This window comes from Sphingobium sp. BHU LFT2, from assembly GCF_018604485.1.
GTDB classification, from domain to species: Bacteria; Pseudomonadota; Alphaproteobacteria; order Sphingomonadales; family Sphingomonadaceae; genus Sphingobium; species Sphingobium yanoikuyae_A.
The window spans coordinates 149631-167024 of record NZ_JAFCGW010000013.1; the positions used below are offsets into that span (position 1 = coordinate 149631).

Annotated in this window: 13 protein-coding genes, 2 pseudogenes and 1 other annotated feature; of the genes and pseudogenes, 12 read left to right on the forward strand and 3 right to left on the reverse strand. The window is 57.0% G+C overall.

Translation table 11 applies throughout. The features are described 5' to 3' along the window. The first annotated feature begins 109 nt into the window (after positions 1 to 109). Entirely contained in the window at positions 110 to 781 is a 672-nt protein-coding gene (locus JQK15_RS20755) for a TetR/AcrR family transcriptional regulator (RefSeq protein ID WP_161626760.1), read from the forward strand. A 256-nt stretch (positions 782 to 1037) separates the two neighbouring features. On the opposite strand, the gene JQK15_RS20760 is transcribed toward JQK15_RS20755, so the two are convergent. The 3 genes from JQK15_RS20760 to JQK15_RS20770 form a co-directional block, all read right to left on the reverse strand. Next, a complete protein-coding gene (locus JQK15_RS20760) occupies positions 1038 to 2060 on the reverse strand; it encodes an NADP-dependent oxidoreductase (protein WP_251007914.1) in 1023 nt (340 codons plus the stop codon). Between the two features lie 628 nt (positions 2061 to 2688). Beyond that, positions 2689 to 3621: an NAD(P)H-dependent flavin oxidoreductase gene (locus tag JQK15_RS20765; protein WP_021228420.1), complete on the reverse strand. Its 933-nt coding sequence runs from the start codon at positions 3619 to 3621 to the stop codon at positions 2689 to 2691. Positions 3622 to 3728: 107 nt separating this feature from the next. Beyond that, a complete protein-coding gene (locus tag JQK15_RS20770; protein WP_200861680.1) occupies positions 3729 to 4709 on the reverse strand; it encodes a 3-keto-5-aminohexanoate cleavage protein in 981 nt (326 codons plus the stop codon). A 385-nt stretch (positions 4710 to 5094) separates the two neighbouring features. Here JQK15_RS20770 and JQK15_RS20775 point away from each other — a divergent pair, with 385 nt between their 5' ends. The 11 genes and pseudogenes from JQK15_RS20775 to JQK15_RS20825 all read left to right on the forward strand — a co-directional run bounded on the left by JQK15_RS20775 (position 5095) and on the right by JQK15_RS20825 (position 17300). After that, a complete protein-coding gene (locus JQK15_RS20775) occupies positions 5095 to 5427 on the forward strand; it encodes a hypothetical protein (RefSeq protein WP_021235666.1) in 333 nt (110 codons plus the stop codon). 770 nt (positions 5428 to 6197) lie between these two features. After that, the gene (locus JQK15_RS20780; protein WP_214867436.1) at positions 6198 to 8360 is read left to right on the forward strand and encodes a TonB-dependent receptor; all 2163 of its coding nucleotides are present in this window, start codon (positions 6198 to 6200) and stop codon (positions 8358 to 8360) included. A gap of 221 nt (positions 8361 to 8581) precedes the next feature. After that, positions 8582 to 9346 (forward strand): SDR family NAD(P)-dependent oxidoreductase, encoded by a 765-nt coding sequence (locus tag JQK15_RS20785; RefSeq protein ID WP_214867438.1) that lies wholly within the window; start codon positions 8582 to 8584, stop codon positions 9344 to 9346. Between the two features lie 232 nt (positions 9347 to 9578). Continuing rightward, entirely contained in the window at positions 9579 to 9989 is a 411-nt protein-coding gene (locus tag JQK15_RS20790) for a nuclear transport factor 2 family protein (RefSeq protein ID WP_152524756.1), read from the forward strand. A gap of 116 nt (positions 9990 to 10105) precedes the next feature. Beyond that, positions 10106 to 11029: a 3,5-dioxohexanoate:acetyl-CoA acetone transferase gene (gene kce / locus JQK15_RS20795; protein ID WP_021235670.1), complete on the forward strand. Its 924-nt coding sequence runs from the start codon at positions 10106 to 10108 to the stop codon at positions 11027 to 11029. 45 nt (positions 11030 to 11074) lie between these two features. Further along, the gene (locus tag JQK15_RS20800; protein ID WP_214867440.1) at positions 11075 to 11962 is read left to right on the forward strand and encodes a crotonase/enoyl-CoA hydratase family protein; all 888 of its coding nucleotides are present in this window, start codon (positions 11075 to 11077) and stop codon (positions 11960 to 11962) included. Between the two features lie 60 nt (positions 11963 to 12022). Next, a pseudogene (locus JQK15_RS20805) lies at positions 12023 to 12436 on the forward strand (transposase); the annotation flags it as partial. After that, positions 12305 to 12421 (forward strand) — a sequence feature (AL1L pseudoknot). (Overlaps the previous pseudogene by 117 nt.) 399 nt (positions 12437 to 12835) lie before the next feature. Continuing rightward, complete coding sequence (locus tag JQK15_RS20810) at positions 12836 to 13471, forward strand: TetR/AcrR family transcriptional regulator (RefSeq protein WP_081674144.1); 636 nt, start codon at positions 12836 to 12838, stop codon at positions 13469 to 13471. A gap of 797 nt (positions 13472 to 14268) precedes the next feature. Beyond that, positions 14269 to 15591: a Rieske 2Fe-2S domain-containing protein gene (locus tag JQK15_RS20815; protein WP_031343120.1), complete on the forward strand. Its 1323-nt coding sequence runs from the start codon at positions 14269 to 14271 to the stop codon at positions 15589 to 15591. Next, the gene (gene nadC / locus JQK15_RS20820) at positions 15591 to 16466 is read left to right on the forward strand and encodes a carboxylating nicotinate-nucleotide diphosphorylase (protein ID WP_021235900.1); all 876 of its coding nucleotides are present in this window, start codon (positions 15591 to 15593) and stop codon (positions 16464 to 16466) included. Before JQK15_RS20815 ends, nadC begins: the two co-directional genes overlap by 1 nt. Positions 16467 to 16539: 73 nt before the next feature. Continuing rightward, a pseudogene (locus JQK15_RS20825) lies at positions 16540 to 17300 on the forward strand (IS5 family transposase). Positions 17301 to 17394: the final 94 nt, after the last annotated feature.

Sequence of the window (17394 nt, forward strand, 5' to 3'; positions counted from 1 at the left end):
TCCGACAAGTACCAATCAATCGCAATTTGAAAGGTGTGGGCGAATGCGCCAACTTTCTGGCGTACGAATCCTCGGCGCTAGCCTGTGTCTGCAGTGCGTGTTAAGCAGGATGATCAACCTTTATGTGCCAGATGGCGGGATGAGGAGATCAATTTTGAAGTCGGAGCGGGTTGAGGATCGGCAAATCAAGCGTCGGCGATCGCAGAGCGAACGTCGGGCAGAAACCCGGGCGCGCCTTCTGGATGCGTCCATACGGCTGCTCCAGGAAAAAGGATTCTCCCGTTTCCGCATTGCCGATGCTGCGGCCCTCGCTGGCGTCTCCCGAGGCGGGCAGACACACCATTTCGCAACGAAGGGGGAGCTTATTGAGGCTACGATAGAAGCACTTTTCGAAAAGGAAGTCGAATCGGCGCATGAGGATGCCAACCTCGCGGCGGGCGGCGAAGAAATATCTAGCGCTACGAAGCACTTCGAGACGTTCCAGCAGAGCGATCTATACCAGGTCAGCCTTCGGCTCGTCATCTCAGCGCGTTCCGTCGAGCAATTCAGCGAAGGAATTCGGGCGATTTCTGCAGGAAGCCGCCAGGCCATCGAGCAGGCGTGGATCGATCGCTTTGTAAAATCCGGAGCCAAACGGAAGAAGGCCGAGGAGTCGTTTGGCATCCTGGCTAGCGTTTTGCGAGGCTTTGCCGTGCAGGAAAGCATCAAGGACGAGGATATGGAAATAGGGCCTGTAAAGGAATTGGCAATGGAATTAGTCAAGAGTCATCTACAAGAATAATTTTCAAGACTTAATTAGTTGAGGAAGTATTATTTGAGGGCGCAGTAGCTGATTTTGCCAGAGGGGCAGGGGAGGGAACCACAAAGAGGGGCGGCGACTTTTCGAGGTGACGCGAGCGATCGGAGCAGACAGTAGGAGTAACCCACGGCGGTAAGGATCCCATTTGTGAACATCGCCTCAGGATCAGACGAAGAAATCCCAGTTAAGAAAGCCTATGTGATGGACGGTCTCAGTCAACCGGGCGATCATATGGTCGTTACCCGGCTGCCGCTAACCTGATCAGGAGTTTCCCGTCGTTTTGGCCGCTGTACAATCTCTGAAGCGCCCCGGGAGCGTTCTCCAGTCCCTCCAAAATGTCCTCGCGATACCTGAGCCGGCCCTCCCTGATCCAGTTCGCAAGCTGGGCCGCCGCTTCGTTGAAACGGTCGCTGAAATCAGTGGCGAGAAACCCCTGCATTCTGGCTCGCTTGACGATAAGATGCCGCTCCGGCCGTGGACCGGTATTCCAGGGATTCCAGCTCGGATAGGCAGCTGTGCCGCAGATCACGACGCGAGCTCCTATATTGATATGGCGCATGACCGCATCGCTGACCGGTCCTGATGTGTTGTCGAAGTAGACGTCAACGCCCCCAGGAGCGACTGATGCGATCGCGCCGTCAATGTCATTGGTAGACTTGTAATCTATTGCGGCCTCGTAGCCGAACTCATCCAGACATTGCCGGACTTTCGCCGGCCCGCCGGTAAAACCCACCGTCTTGCAGCCTTTGATGTTGGCAATCTGCCCGACGATGGAACCCACAGCGCCAGCAGCTGTTGAGACCGCGACTGTTTGCCCGGATTCCGGACAGCCGACTTCAAGCAATCCGAAATATGCTGTAATACCGTTCAGCCCCAATGCTCCTAACGCGAGTGAGCAAGGCAGATCACGTTCTTTCACGCGCAGAAGAACCGCATCAGCCGCCACGGCCGCATATTCCTGCCATCCAAATATACCCATGAGCATTTCACCCACCACATAATCCGGGTTCCGCGACATGAGTACCTCTCCAACGGCGAAGGCGCGCATGGTATCGCCGACCTTGACTTGCGGAAGATATCCTCGGGGATCGGCGATCCAGCCTCGCATGGCTGGGTCAACTGATAGATATTGGTTACGAACCAGGATCTCCCCCTCGGCAATGTTGGGGATCTCGACCTCACGAATGCCGAAATGTTCCGCATGCGGAATGGCCGTTGGACGCGATGCAAGCCAGACTTGACGGTTGCAGGTATCAGACAAGGCTCGGTCTCCCGGACATATAAGATGTTCCCTCGTAAGTTGGAAACTCGCTTCTGAAAAAGGCAGGTCAAGATGGTAAGGGAGCTGGAGCAGGTAGTTCCTGTCCATCGGAAGCCGAGGATGGCGTGGTCCGCCTGACTGGCACATTTCGGCGCTTTTTGGAGATATTGCTTCTTGCAGCGTTCATGGTGGAGATCGTCCGCAGGGCTCGCTGATTGCTGATGGAGGTTTGCGACACCGATTCACTCGCCGCAGGCGCCCACGCCGACGCGGATCGTCGAGGACGGTATTCGCTTGAGGCCACCGATCGCGCAGTCGCCTGTCTTCCAGAATGCAGCTCCCCTTCTGCTGTTGGCAAGCTCAGATCTTTGTCCGACAAGGCGCTCTGCTCAGACACTCGACGCCGGCCGATGGACTGGGGTAGGGCGCCCGGTAGCCGAAGCATGCTCTCACGCGCCTCGATACCGGACACTCGGCAAATGTTTGTCGCGATCTCATGCTCTGCACCGCCGCAAGCTCAGAAATATCGCTCTGCGCCGCCGGCTCCCGCAAGGCCTTTGCGTTAGGCTCTTAACCTTTGTGCACATTTGCACCGCCTACGGTTAGAGCTGGGTGGGCCACTTCCCTCTTAACCGAGGCGTGCCATAGCAGCACGATACTCTTCGCCTAATCGCCGTATGCGTTCGGCAGCCGGCAGGATCTCTTTCACCGTTCCTATGCCTTGCCCGCATCCCCAGATGTCTCGCCAGGCTTTGGCTCCGTCGCCATGTCCCACGAGATCCATGCGAGAGGGATCGCCCAGGGGCAAATTATCGGGGTCCAGGCCTGCCTGTCGAATAGACGGCTTCAGATAATTCGCGTGAATTCCGGTAAAGAGGTCGGAATAGACAATATCTTCAGCAGACGAGTTCACCACCATTTGCTTGTATTCAGAGGCAGCATTCGCCTCGTTCGTCGCGATGAATATGGAACCCAGATAGGCTAAGTCTGCGCCCATCGCCTGTGCGGCTAACATGGCGCTTCCAGTCGCAATTGCGCCGGAAAGGACAAGCGGACCGTCCCACCATTCCCTGATTTCCGCGATCAAGGCAAATGGCGACAGCCTGCCGGCATGCCCGCCAGCACCTGAAGCTACGGCGATCAACCCATCAGCGCCCTTCTGGACCGCCTTCTGCGCGAACGTGTTGTTGATCACGTCATGGAGAATAATTCCGCCATAGGCATGGATCGCATCGAACACCTCCGTATTTGCGCCGAGCGAGGTAATCACGATAGGGACCTTATAGCGGACGCAAAGGGCGAGATCTTCCTGCAGCCTGCCGTTCGATTTGTGAACGATCAGGTTTACCGCAAAGGGGGCATCCCGATCAGTAAGTTCGACCGAGAGCCGCTGCAGCCATTGTTCAAGAACGCCGGAGGGCCTCGCATTAAGCGCCGGAAAGGAGCCAACGATCCCGGCCCGGCATTGTTCGATAACTAGATCGGGCTGAGAAATAATAAACATGGGGGCGCCGATCGCGGGTAGCGCGAGCCGGTCGGCGAGCAGTTGCGGCACTGACATATTCACTCTGCCTTGGCGATAGTGTAACTTAATAGCGCCGCCAGCAATCCGCATCGCGGCGACGTGGAGCCCCGGCGGCATGAAGCCGTGCCGCCGGGGCAATCGGCTTAGCGTTGCGGGACGCCAAGTAGCGCACGCATCTCGTTGGCGGTTGCCGGAGTTCGGCCGTGGAGGGCAGCAATCTCCTTGGCGGCCTTGAACATTTCAAGATTGCTCGAGAAGCGCTCATCGGAGTTGGGATATTTCCACTCGGTGTCTTCCGTCCCCACGCGGATGTGGAGCCCCAGCATCGTTGCCAGCGTCGTCATGTACATCGTCGCACGGCCGGCGGCGCAGACGTGTATGGGGGCCGTCGGATCAACCTTGCGGATCTGGTGCACCATCAACATCATCTGGCGGACCATGTCGTCAACGTCCGTCACCGAGTTCCCAGAGAGCAGCGTACGACCGACGTCGAAGGGCAAACCAAATAGAAGCCCCCAGTACACCGTACCCTTCAAGATTCCGGTGTCGATCAGCCGGCGCTTGGCCAGTTCGATCTCGCCCGAATTGTGGATCGCCAATGCCGGAACCACACCATTGGCAACGAGCGTACGGACCGCCGGACCCGCGAAGGATTCGGGATGTCCCGGCGCGCACGGCCCTATTTCCGCCAGACCGGCGACAGCCGGGCTGAGGCACTCCTCGAACGTGGCGCCATTGAGCACGTTCAGGTCGGCCATGAAGCTATAACCATAGCGTTTGCGGAGCGGCTCCAGCACCATCGAGTAGGCCTCAACAGGGGGAATCTTGTCCAGCCGACGGCCCTTCTCGTCGGTTACCCAGGTGAAGTCAATGTGAACGGAAAAAGCACCCTCTTCAATGACCGCGGATGCCTCGTCGATATAGCGTTCGATGGAATTCGTCGTATGTCCGCGCTCGGAACCTTCCGAGAAGCGACTGGAGACGGCGCACGAAATTCCGATTTTGTTCGGTATATCCCACTTTGGCTGCTCATAGGAGCCGAGGAAGCTATAATCTTCCATCTCCCGGCGCGCTGCCTCCCAGAGCGAAGGAATTTCTTCCTGCACCGATGATACTGAACTCATCTATCCTCTCCTTTTGAAAAGCATTCATCACCCAGCGATGATAGAGACCGTTCATACTGCTTTTTTATGCTGGCGCAATCCTTGCGGAGAAAAATCTCTCCCTCCCTCTGCTGAGCGCCCCTATTGCGAACTGGGTAGGAGGTTGCTATTTACAAGCGGGATATCCTGTTTGCGTGTTGAATGGCCGTAGTGCATGGCGTAACGCCAGGTCCAGAAATCTTGGCTTCTATTCTGGCATGAATCGTAATTTTTCGGGTAACTATCTGAAAAGATCAAAAATGAAAAAACTGCGAATGAAAATCTGAAGATGGCGCGTCAATAACCTAGCATCTTTCTTCGAGTAACAGGATCATATCGTATATTAATATTTGGGGAGGATTGTTTTATGAGTATATCGCTGACATCCATCTTTATTTTTCTGGCTGCATTGATTACCCAAATCTCGGGGGCGGCCCTCATTCCTAGAACGGCAGGTTTCACCGATATTGGATGGACAGCGACATGCCTGGCCTCATACATCGCATCCACCTGGCTCCTGGCGATCCTCGTCCGCCAAGGCGTGGCATTGAACATCGTGGTGCCCTTCATGGCTGCGGCAGTGCCACTCTCTACGATTGCCATCGCTTATCTAGCATATGGCCAAAGCGTGTCTTTGCCGAAGCTGGGACTGTTGGTGGGGGCATGCTGCGCGATCGGCATCGCCGGGTCACTGAAGTAGGATCACGGCGAAGGACCAGCAGCAATGCGCGCCTGACAAACGCCTCGCCGCCTTGGACCCATCAGTTTACCGACCTTGGGCGATTGAACAGCATGCGCGAACGACTTCTGGCATTGGTACTGCCATCGTGCCGCGAGCATTCAACGGATGTAGGGTGCGATATTAGGTTAGTATCGCGGGTAAGGCGCTGGTCTGCTGCAGTGCGGCAGCTTTAGCTCTCAGTTGTACCGCCAGCATTGATAAGAACTCATGGTGTCAACCGAACCGGGGATTTGACCCGTCGTGTTTCCAGGTTCGTCTGACACATGGACCCGTTGGCGTAGTCCAATCGGCATGATCCGCTACGTCGGATGTAGCGCCCCAGCAGCCCTTGGCCGGTATGTTGATCTGCTGATTTTCCTAACCCGATCTACTCGATCTTTCGCCAGTTCGGATCGTCGCCTTTATCACTCCTCTTATCAAGCGTCAGTTGGCGGTACTTCCACCATGCGGCTGCGGCTTGGCCGGAACCTGATAATCTTCACTCTTCGTCAGCGGCGCTCAAATTATGCACCATCTTGTTGGCCGGTACGATCAGCGCGCGCGGGCACAGTCGGCTTGAAGCGACACGGCTTATGCCTGGGCCAATCACCAGCAAAAAACGCATTGACAGGCAGGATGTACTGTTCCTAATAAATGGCGACGCTCGATGAAACAGAGCGAATCCAGCGGTTGGTCACTCAGCTGAAACGGTGCCCATCGCTTTGAAAATCCTGGGAGGGGAAGAAGAAATGAAGCGATTCAAGCTGCATACCGCACTCGGCCTGTTTCTTACGGGAACGGGAGCACCGGTCGTCGCTATTGCGCAGACTTCAGTGACGGATGCCGGAAGCGCGACCGCGTCTTCCCTGAGCGAAGACATAATCGTCACCGCGCAAAAGGACCGGCAGACGCTGCAGCGAACTCCCGCAGCGATCACAGCTATTCAGTCCACTGAAATCGTGACGCGCGGCATCACGGATCTTGTGAGTGTGCAGAACTTTGTGCCTTCGGCGCGCATCCAAGCCCAAGGTGCTTCGGTCGAGGTCTACATTCGCGGAATTGGCACGACCAACGATTTTGCCAATACCGAGCCGCCGGTCGCATTCGCTATCAATGGCGTATATGTGCCTCGCGAGGCCATGAGCACACCCTTTTTCGACATCGACCAGATCGAGATTCTGCCCGGTCCACAGGGCACGCTTTATGGTCGCAGCGCCATTGGCGGCATCGTGAACGTCACTCTGAAGCGTCCGACCCATGAATGGGAAACCCAGGCTATCGGCGAAGTTGGCAATTACGGCCTATTCCATGGGACACTGGTCCAGAACATTCCGGTTTCGGACAATTTCGCCCTGCGCGCGGGTGTCGACTACACGAACAGAAATGGCTATCAGAAAAGTGGCGCATCGGCTGCGGATGATCTGGCAGGCCGCCTCTCTGCCCTCTATACGCCGACGGAGAACTTTTCTGCGTATGTCTGGGGCTTCCTAACCCGCAAGCGCGGCACTGCGACGAACCTCGTCAACAAAGGCTTCAATCCAGTGACCGGGCAGGTTGACGGTAAGTCGTTCCTGCATAACGATCCGTGGGATGACACTCTTACGGGTCCGCTTCTGGAGCCATATACGGCACTCTTCGGGCCGGTCAAAAGCTTCCCAGTCGACTATGATGGTCTGTCTGTCGGCGCGCAATTCGATCTGACGCTCGGTGACGTGACGATTTCGGCGATTCCTGCCTATACGAGTGTCGATTCCAAGATCAACTACTTCCTCGGTTCTTTGTTTGCTGTCTACAATGCGAAGATTAAGGCATACTCGAATGAACTGCGAGCCTCCGGTGACAGCGGTCGCATGAAGTGGCAGGCAGGCGTCAACGTCTATCGCCAGGTGAACTCGGACGTGACCGGCATTCCTCCAATTTTCATTAATTACAATTACAGGAATCGCTCGAAAGGCGTGGGCATCTATGCACAAGCGACCTACAGCATCACTGACGAATTTCGTATCACTGGCGGCGGTCGCTACAGCTCCGACAGCCGCACGGGACGGGGCGTAACGGCGCAAGCAGCTTTCGACTACAGCTCGAATGCGCCTTGGACTGCTGACGTAAAATCGAACCATCTCGACTGGAAAGTCGGACTCGAATATGATGCGACAGACAAAGTTCTGCTATACGCTACCGTCCAGTCCGGCTACCAGCCGGCGACATACAATTCGACCCCCGATACGGATTCCTTCGACAACCGCGTGGATTCCTCAACCATCATTGCCTACACTGCAGGCTTCAAAAGCCGCATGTTCGATAATAAACTGACCCTGAATTCCGAGTTCTTCTACTATGATTATAAGAACCTGCCGCTTCAGGGCTATGACCCCGATCTTCTTTTCAACCCAATTTTCAACTCGCAAAAAGTCGAAATCTACGGGAACCAGACAGACATCATATTCAGACCTACGCGTAATGACAATCTGAGCGCCTCGATCGGTTACCTCCATGCGCGCCAGACGGAGGCGATCGTTCCCAGCTCGCCTTTCTTTGGAAAAGCGGCGGGCCTTGACGTCAGTGGCCTGCAGATGATGAATGCGCCGACCTGGACAATCACGGCCAGCTATTCGCATGACTTTCAGCTGTCCCGAGGGTACGTACGTGCGTTTGTCGGAACCCGTTATGAGTCCGACTTCTACGGCTCCTACACTCATGGCATCGGATCGCGACAGAAGGCTTACTTCATGTCTGACGCAAACCTGACTTATCATGATGAGCAGGGAGGGTGGAGTTTGGGTGCGTGGATCAAGAATATCGAGAATGAGGCTGTTCAGTCCGCTCTCGGACTGGGCGGCACCCCAGGACCAGCAATAACCTTCCTGCAGGCGCCGCGTACCTACGGGCTGCGCGCGACCTTCGATTTCTAGAGTGTACCTGGGCGGATCGATACGTCTGTCAGGTCTGAAGTCCCGGACGAAGCCTTTGGGTAGCAGATAATCCTTTCCGAAGCGGCCTCCCTCCGCCCAGACCTTAGTCCTCAGGATATAATCGATGCATTTGAAACGACTTGGCTTTCGTCTCCAATCTGGCCGCCGCAAGCCACCTTTCAACTCCGGACAACGTTCCGGAATAAGTGGGAGTATGTGACATGCCTGGAAGACTGGCTGGTAAAGTCGCTATCATCACCGGTACGGGCAGCGGTATGGGACGGGCTGCGGCAGTGGCCTTTGCCCGTGAAGGCGCGAAGGTGGTGGGATGCGACATTAATGAGGCGCGTGGTGAGCAGGTCGTTGCAGAAGTGACCGCCTTCGGTGGCGAGATGGTATCGTTGCAACCTGTGGACCTTTCTGTTCCCGATGGCGCTAATGCCTTGATCAACTTCGCACTCACGCAATACGGCGGAGTAGACATTCTTTATAATAATGCGGCGATGGCCTATTTTGACTTCTTTCCCGCGATGACTTATGAAACGTTCTCGCGAACGATGCGAGAAGAGGTCGATATCGTCTTTCTTCTCACTCGCGAGGCTTGGCCGCATATGGTGAAGCGGGGCGGGGGATCCATAATCAATACTGGCTCTATCGCGGCGAGGGTCGGATCGAAAAGTCAAGGGTCTCTTGCCCATACCACTGCGAAGGGCGCAGTGGTGGCCATGACCCGCCAGCTTGCCGCGGAAGGTGGTCCGCACGGAATTCGTGTCAACTCGATCTCGCCGGGTTTCATTCGATCGGCGCAGACTGAGCCCTTTATCGCCGATACTAAGGTCATGGATATGATCAGCGAAAATTTCCTCATTAAGCGTGCCGGCGAAGCAGAGGAGGTCGCATCCTGTGCGGTCTATCTTGCTTCCGATGAGAGCGGTTACGTGACGGGGGCTGATTTCCTCATCGATGGCGGTTTCACGGCCATTTAGCAGGCGGTCTGGCTGCCGGTGCATGAGGCTACCGAAACGGCTCGTATCACCAATTTGAAAGACCGGATATACCGTTTGTTTGTGCGTAGTGATTTGTGGCATTATCGTCGACGGTTCGGTGATCGCAGCAGGTGTCATGTGCAATTGTCAGTTAGGTGACTCGGAAATCTATCGTCGGACCGGAAAAGTGAAGGGCGGTGCCTCAGAGCGCAAAAATGATCGGAGAGATGTCATGGTTCATGATAAGAAGTCTGCAAAAGTTATAGCTAAAATGTTTTCATCAATCGAGCAGGGGGATATGGAAACATTCCGCACCTGCTTCGAAGCAGGCGCCATCATTTGGCACAATTTTGATCAAGCTGAGCAGACCGTCGAGCAAACGGCGGATATCCTGCAATACTTCTGCTCCTCAACGGTATCTCGTAAATATCAGCAGCAGCGGATATCGTGGGCCGACGACGCGGCATTTTCTCAGCATTTTCTGACAGCAAAATTCCCGTCCGGCTATGAAATGCGACTGCCTGCGCTCATGCGTATTGTGATTGGCGCTAACGGTTTAGTTTCGCGGATCGATGAGTACTTCGATCCAAAGGACTCGGTGGTCCCCGAAGTCGAGCAATCTGACCTGGTCGCGTCGAACTAGAGGCGTGGGGTAGCGTGCGACGGAGACATCGCCGCAGTCCAAGCAATGGGAGAAAGGAAGGCAGGACATAACCTGCAACCTGCCTGCGCCCCGCAACACAAATCGAGGAATTTGCTATGTCAAAGATCATTATCAGCTGCGCGGTCACAGGCTCGGTTCATACTCCGACGATGAGTCCACATCTGCCTATCACACCCGATCAAATTGCGCAGCAGGCCATCGAGGCTGCCGAAGCAGGTGCTTCCATTCTTCACCTTCATGCCCGCAATCCGGAGACTGGCGAGCCGACCCCGGATCCTGCCGTTTTCATGGGTTTTCTGCCTCGGATCAAGCAGGCAACTGATGCAGTCGTCAACATCACCACGGGCGGTGGGCAGAACATGGCGCTGGAGGACCGGTTAGCGGCAGCTGAGCATGCCTCACCGGAACTATGCTCTCTCAACATGGGATCGATGAATTTCGGTCTCTACCCGATGATTGACAAATACAATTTCAGCCAGGAATGGGAAGGGGCCTATCTAGAGGCATCCCGCGACAGGATATTCCGAAATACCTTCAAAGATATAGAGAACATCATTGAACGTCTTGGTGTGCGACATGGTACGCGCTTTGAGTTTGAATGCTATGACGTGGGGCATCTCTATACGCTGGCCCACTTCCTAGACCGGAAGCTGGTCAAGCCGCCGCTGTTTGTGCAGTCGATCTTCGGTATTCTCGGTGGCCAGGGTGCAGACACAGAGAACCTCCTTCACGCCAAGCGAATCGCGGACAAACTATTCGGCGACGACTATCAATGGTCCGTAATGGCTGCGGGCCGTCACCAGCTTCCTTTCGTGACGATGGGCGCATTGAATGGCGGCAATGTACGCGTCGGTCTGGAGGATTCTCTTTACGCCGGGAAAGGGCGTCTCGCAACCTCCAATGGGGAACAGGTTCGTATCATTAGATCGGTTCTCGAATCGTTGTCTCTGGAAGTTGCGACGCCGAGCGAAACGCGGAGCATCCTCGATCTGAAGGGCGGAGACAATGTTTCGTTCTAGTGGACGTTATGGATGAGAAATGATCGTGGGGAAGGACTCCAACAGATGAACTATCAGACGATCAAGTATGAGATCGACGAGACGGGCATTGCTCTTTTGCTGCTTAACCGGCCCGATCGACTGAACGCATTCACGGTTGAGATGTGCCAAGAACTCGAGCACTTCTATCGCGCGGCCAGCTTGGATGATTCCATTCGGGCAATTATCGTATCCGGTGAGGGAAGGGCATTCTGTGCAGGCATGGATCTTGGCGTCCAGGGCAATGTCTTTGGTCTCAGTGAAACGCTGCAGCCTACGCTTGAGGACATGAACAAGCGGCTACACGACGAAGCGATCCGGGATGGTATTCGCGATACGGGTGGCCGCGTCACGCTGGCCATGTACGACTGTCTGAAGCCCATCATCGGTGCGATCCATGGTGCAGCCGTGGGTATCGGGATTACCATGACGCTGCCCATGGATATCCGCTTGGCCACCAGGGACGCCCGGATCGGCTTTGTGTTCGGCCGGATCGGCATCGTGCCGGAAGCCTGCTCCAGTTGGTTTTTGCCGCGGATCGTCGGCGAACAGACTGCCCTGGAATGGACATTGAGCGCCGATATCATCGATGCGGACACGGCACATGCCGGCGGGCTTGTTCGGAGCGTCTATGACGATCACGCGACAATGCTGGAGGAGGCTTATGCCCTGGCCCGTCGCATGACCCAGAATCGTTCGCCCGTTGCGGTCGCGCTCACGCGCCAGATGATGCGCCGGAATCCGGCGCTTCCGCACCCGGTCGAAGCCCATAAGATTGATTCTCTTGCCGTCCTTCACGCGAGCAGGCTGGAAGGCAAGGAAGGTGTGAGCGCTTTCCTCGAAAAGCGTGAGCCCCGTTTCACTGGCAAAGCCTCGGAGCTGTCCTTCTTTCCATGGGAGTTGACCGACCGCTGAATCTCTATGAACCGCACCCGGTTTGCCGGAGGCTCCAACTCCTGAGAAGGTGGAGTCGGTATGAGCAAGACGACGAAAAAGTTTGCGCCGGAAGTTCGCGAACGCGCGGTACGAATGGTTTTCGGCCACGAGCGGGATCATCCCTCGCGATGGGCCGAGGTGGTGTCTATCGCGGAGAAGATCGGCCGCGTTCCGCAGACGCTGCATGAGTGGGGTGAAGAAAGCTGAGTTCAACAGTGGCAAGCGTGCCAGTGTCCCGGCCGAGGTTGCCGACAAGGTGAAGGCGCTTCAGCGCGACGTCCGTGAACTGCGGCAGGCCAACGAGATTTTGCGCAAGGCGTCCGCATATTTTGCGCAGGCGGAGCTCGACCGCCCGTTCCGGCGATGATCGCGTTCATTGACGGTCACCGCGATTCCTATGGGGTCGAGCCGATCTGCCGCTTCCTGCCGATCGCCCCATCCACTTACCACGAGCGCTTCATCCGTCCCCGGGGATCACCGGCGCTGCGTGGTAAGATCGCACCGTACTTCATGAGATCGTCACAGCCGACAACATGGTGGCTGACGGCTGCGCCAAACGGGTCCCACGCGACGATCACAGATGCTGGCTTCGCGTTAGCAGCGTTGCCAGTGGGATACCTCTTTGGGCTGGCGGCAGAGACAGGGCAGCCGTCACCTCTAGCCTTCGGCTCAAATGGTGACTAGGAATCTCGGACTAACACCAGTCTGTCGTGAAGGTAATTTGATGGGAAACTACAGTGTGGCAGCGGAAGGAAGATCGGGTTCCTTCCAAAAGGCGCGGGGACAAACCGCCCCCGCCGCCGCGCATGCGACGTCTATCTGCTACGGTTCCTTTTCGAGGCCGATCCTTTGATGGCGAGGCATGTCAGCGAAGAAGAGGCCTTGCCAGTACGACAAAGCGACCGAAGTGCTATCACACGCAACAAGCTGATGGACGCAACTTACCGCATCCTTCGGGACGTTGGGCATGCTGGACTGCGATCAGCCAATATTTCCTCCGAATCCGGAGTGTCACGTGGCGGCTTGCTTCATCACTACCCCTCTAAGGAGGAACTTGTCGCTGCAGTTTATGAGCGCATTCTCGTGGACATGGAACAAAACGCCAGAAGTGCCTTGGTCGGCGTCCGGAATGAAGATGTTTTGAAGCAATTTGTCGGCGTCGCGCAAAGGCGGTTCTTCGACGAATCGTACCGCATCGTACTTGACATACTCGTCGCGTCGGGCTCCGAAGAACCTGTGATCAAGGTGCGGGAGGCATATTCCTCTCCCAATTACCGCATGGCGAGACTGGATTGGGCAGAGAGGCTTGCGGACACCGGCATCGCCTTCGACCAGGCAAGCATTGTGACGCGGTTCCTTTGGGCCACGGTTAAGGGCACCGCTATTCGTGCGCTGGTTCGCAGGGATGATGTCCTGGAGGATCGCATCATGAGATCGGCTCTTCGCCTCGCCGAGCAGCACTGTGATGCATTGAGAAGATCAGCCTGACTGGCCGATGGCAGCCGAAGCATTTCCAATCGGTGAGGCAGTTGCGGTGAGCCATGCTAAGCGGCTGCCGGGTCCGGCATCGCCGTGGCGCCGAGACCGCATAGTTTATCACAATTCCGCAGCTGCCTTGCTTTGCGTAATTAGGTCTACCCGTGCCACTCATACTTACCAGATCAGTCACGGATTCGCCGAGGCGGATTTCCTCAACATGGAGGCGGTTCAGGAGCACTGACACCCGAAGGATTTAGGTACGTCACGAGCCACAGCGTGGAAAAAATATGAGTATGGCGGGGTTGGGGCCATCGGTTCCGGACCCGTTGTGGCTCTAGAATCGCCATCCGTTCCTTGCCGTAAATGGTGAGCGATCAGGCGTCGCCGCCGGCAACGGTGCCAGCATCCAGATAACGGTCCGCGGTTTCCTGCGAAGCGAACGCCTCCAAGGCGACGCTGAAATAGTAGGCGCCGCCGCGCGTTCTACTCGGCCGGCCACACGGCATCACCATTGTCGCGCAGGCTGGTGGTCAGCTTTAAGATATCCTGAACGAGCAACAGCCATCGGCCATCTGACAGAGCGGCAGCCGGAGCGCCCTCGATCTTGCCGAGCGTTGGCCGCCGGATTGCTGCTCAAGTGGGTTCAGACCTGTGCGTCCACGGGCAGCAGTCAAAAAAGATGCAACTCGGACTTGATACTAAAAGAACTTCGATATAGAAGGATATTCGATCTCGATGATTGAATGTCCAATGCGAGTCGCGGGGTTACACGCCGACTGCGACATAAGATAAGGAACCGTTGTTCCATGACCCCTGAACAGAATGATCTTTTGTGTCGTGTTGAGGGCGCAGCCCCGATGGGCGAGTTGATGCGCCAGCACTGGATGCCAGCGTGTATGATCGAGGAAGTGGCCGAGCGTGACGGAACGCCGTTGCGCGTGCGCCTGCTTGGTGAAGATATGGTGATATTCCGCGACACAGAGGGGCGGGTAGGCGCGCTCGACGAGAAGTGCCCTCACCGTCGCGCCTCGCTGGCGTTCGGCCGTAATGAGGAGTGCGGACTGCGCTGCCTCTATCACGGCTGGAAATTCGACGTGGATGGCAATGCCGTCGACATGTCGTCCGAGCCGGTCGATGCCAAGCTCCGGTCGACCATGAAGACCAAGGCCTATCCGGTGCGGGAAGCTGGCGGATTCGTGTGGGTATGGATGGGCGATCCCGATCAGGTTGCGCCATTCGATGTACCGAACTGGGCGACGGCGCCAGACAGCAAGATCAGCATCGTCAAGATGCACGGGTCTTGCAACTGGGCGCAGGTTCTAGAAGGGTCCATCGACTCCGCGCACAGCTCCAGCCTGCACTCGTCGAACATGCCTACCGCCACCGGGGTAAGCGGCTCCACGGCCACCGACACAGCCTGGCTGCGTCCGTCGGCGGACAAGGCACCGCGACTGGAGGTTCAGAAGACCCCCTTCGGCTTCCGCTATGTGGCCATCCGCAAGCCGATCGTGAACGAGGACACGACCGACTACATCCGAATGACGCTGTTCGTGGCGCCGTTCACAGTCCACATTCCTTCGAACGACCAGTACCACCTCAGCCAGATGCTGGTTCCGATCGACGACGAGAATACGATGTTCTACTGGATCGCCTGGCACCCGACCAAGGGTATCTCGCAGGATGCATGGCGCAAGTTCTGCGGCGCTGAAATCGGCAAGGATGTGGAGCCGATCACCTTCAGGAAGATCCGTACGCTGGAGAACAACTATCTCCAGGATCGCGAGGCGATGAAGGCGGGCGACTTCACCGGTATCTACGGCATCCCCACCCAGGACATGGCGATGTGGGAGTCGATGGGCAAGATCGCCGATCGTGGCGATGACCGCCTGGGATCGAGCGATAAGGCAATCTTCGCCTTCCGCACGCAGATGTACCGTGCCGCCCAGGCAGTGGCCAGGGGCGAACCGGCGCTTGGTGCCGGTACGGGCATTCCACATGCGAAGCTGATGTCGTTTGAGGGCATCGTACCCAAGGGTACGGACTGGCGCCTGCTCAATGTGTCGGAAGAGGAAATGGCCATCGGCGCGGATCAGAAGTCCCGCACCGATCTCGAGGAGATGGTTCCCTGATGATCGACACACTGGAGGCACTGCCGCCGACTGCCGGACTCTATCGCAAAGGACTGGATGACTTCGTGGCCAGGGTGCTCGCGGAGGATCTCGGAATTGGGGGTGACGTCACAACCTCGTCCACTATCGGCGCCGACGTTCGTCTTTCCGCGCAGATCCGCAGCCGACAGGACATCGTTCTTGCGGGTGTGGATCTGGCGGTCGCCTTCTTCATGGCCCTGGACCCGCAGGTGCGCGTCGAGAGGTTGGTGGAAGACGGGGCGCGGGTGCAGCCCGATCAACCGATCATGCGTCTTGAAGGCAATGCCCGCGCCATGCTCGCCGCTGAACGCTCGGCGCTCAACACGCTCCAGCATCTCAGCGGCATCGCCACGCTGACGCGCCAGTACGCCGATGCGGTCGCAGGAACCGGCTGCACGCTGCTCGATACGCGTAAGACCGTTCCCGGCCTGCGCGTGATCGAGAAGTATGCGGCGCGCATGGGCGGGGCGACCAACCATCGCATGCGGCTGGATGACGGTATTCTGATCAAGGACAATCATCTGGCGCTCTGCGACAGCGTGGAGCAAGCGGTGCGATCCGCCAAGCAGTCGGGGCTGGAGGTCCAGGTCGAAGTGGATCTGATCGAGCAGATCGAGCCGGCACTCCGTGCGGGCGCGGATCGTCTGCTGTGTGACAACATGTCGCCCATGAAGCTGCGCCAAGCGGTCGCATTAGTGAACGGAAGGGTACCGATCGAAGCATCGGGCGGCGTTCGGCTGGACACCATCCGAGCAATCGCCGAGAGCGGCGTGGACTTCGTATCCGTCGGCCGCATTACGCAGAGTGCGCCGGCTGCGGACATCGGTCTGGATTATACAATGGCTTCAGACTAGGCCGTAAACTCATAAAATGGCTTGAGGATTGACCGTTTGCGTGATTCAGGAGCCTCCAGATTTGGAGGACTTGATGGCACGGCGGCGGTATGAACTGACAGATCGGGAATGGGCCATCATCGAGCCGTTGTTGCCCAACAAGCCGCGTGGCGTGGCGCGGGTTGATGACCGGCGAGTGCTGAACGGGATCATGTGGCGTTTCCGGTCCGGTGCGACATGGGCGGAAATTCCCGAGCGCTATGGCCCATCGACGACCTGCTACAACCGGTTCGTGCGCTGGCGCAAAGCCGGGGTGTGGGACCGGCTTCTGGCTGAGGTTTCCGCCGGATATAATGGCGAACTGGTGATGATCGATTCCACCTGCATGCGCGTCCACCAAAATGGTGCGACGGGCAAAAAGGGGGAAGCTGCGATCGTGGCATGGGACGTTCCCGGGGCGGCCTCACCAGCAAACTCCACGCTCTTGTCGATGCTGACGGGCGTCCTGTCAGCCTGAGACTGACAGGCGGGCAGATTCACTATGCCTGCGAGGCGGAGGCGCTGATCGAAGCCATTCCCGAGGGTGCAACCTTGCTGGGCGACAAAGGGTATGACAGCAACGCCATCCGTGAAGCCGCTGCGGCCAGGAACGTCTGGGCCAATATTCCCAATCGATCCAACCGCAAGCAGCGCTTCGCCTTCTCGCCATGGCTCTACAAGCAGCGCAATCTTGTCGAGCGCTTCTTCAACCGCATCAAGCAGTTCCGCGGCATCGCCACCCGCTACGACAAGGATCCCGACAACTTCCTCGCCGCCATCAAACTCATATGCGTTCGCCTCTGGTGCAACGCGTAATGAGTCATCGTGTAATTGCGGCTGCTTCCTCGGACCCCGGTGGAGGCGCACACTTCTGGTTGTCGAATCCTGAAGGAAGGAAGCAGCCATGAAG

Bases quoted from the DNA above. Each gene is read 5' to 3' on its own strand.
- JQK15_RS20755 (WP_161626760.1), top strand. From the start codon at position 110: ATGATCAACCTTTATGTGCCAGATGGCGGGATGAGGAGATCAATTTTG.
- JQK15_RS20765 (WP_021228420.1), bottom strand. From the start codon at position 3,621: ATGTCAGTGCCGCAACTGCTCGCCGACCGGCTCGCGCTACCCGCGATC.
- JQK15_RS20770 (WP_200861680.1), bottom strand. From the start codon at position 4,709: ATGAGTTCAGTATCATCGGTGCAGGAAGAAATTCCTTCGCTCTGGGAG.
- JQK15_RS20775 (WP_021235666.1), top strand. From the start codon at position 5,095: ATGAGTATATCGCTGACATCCATCTTTATTTTTCTGGCTGCATTGATT.
- JQK15_RS20780 (WP_214867436.1), top strand. From the start codon at position 6,198: ATGAAGCGATTCAAGCTGCATACCGCACTCGGCCTGTTTCTTACGGGA.
- JQK15_RS20785 (WP_214867438.1), top strand. From the start codon at position 8,582: ATGCCTGGAAGACTGGCTGGTAAAGTCGCTATCATCACCGGTACGGGC.
- JQK15_RS20790 (WP_152524756.1), top strand. From the start codon at position 9,579: ATGGTTCATGATAAGAAGTCTGCAAAAGTTATAGCTAAAATGTTTTCA.
- kce (WP_021235670.1), top strand. From the start codon at position 10,106: ATGTCAAAGATCATTATCAGCTGCGCGGTCACAGGCTCGGTTCATACT.
- JQK15_RS20800 (WP_214867440.1), top strand. From the start codon at position 11,075: ATGAACTATCAGACGATCAAGTATGAGATCGACGAGACGGGCATTGCT.
- JQK15_RS20810 (WP_081674144.1), top strand. From the start codon at position 12,836: ATGGCGAGGCATGTCAGCGAAGAAGAGGCCTTGCCAGTACGACAAAGC.
- JQK15_RS20815 (WP_031343120.1), top strand. From the start codon at position 14,269: ATGACCCCTGAACAGAATGATCTTTTGTGTCGTGTTGAGGGCGCAGCC.
- nadC (WP_021235900.1), top strand. From the start codon at position 15,591: ATGATCGACACACTGGAGGCACTGCCGCCGACTGCCGGACTCTATCGC.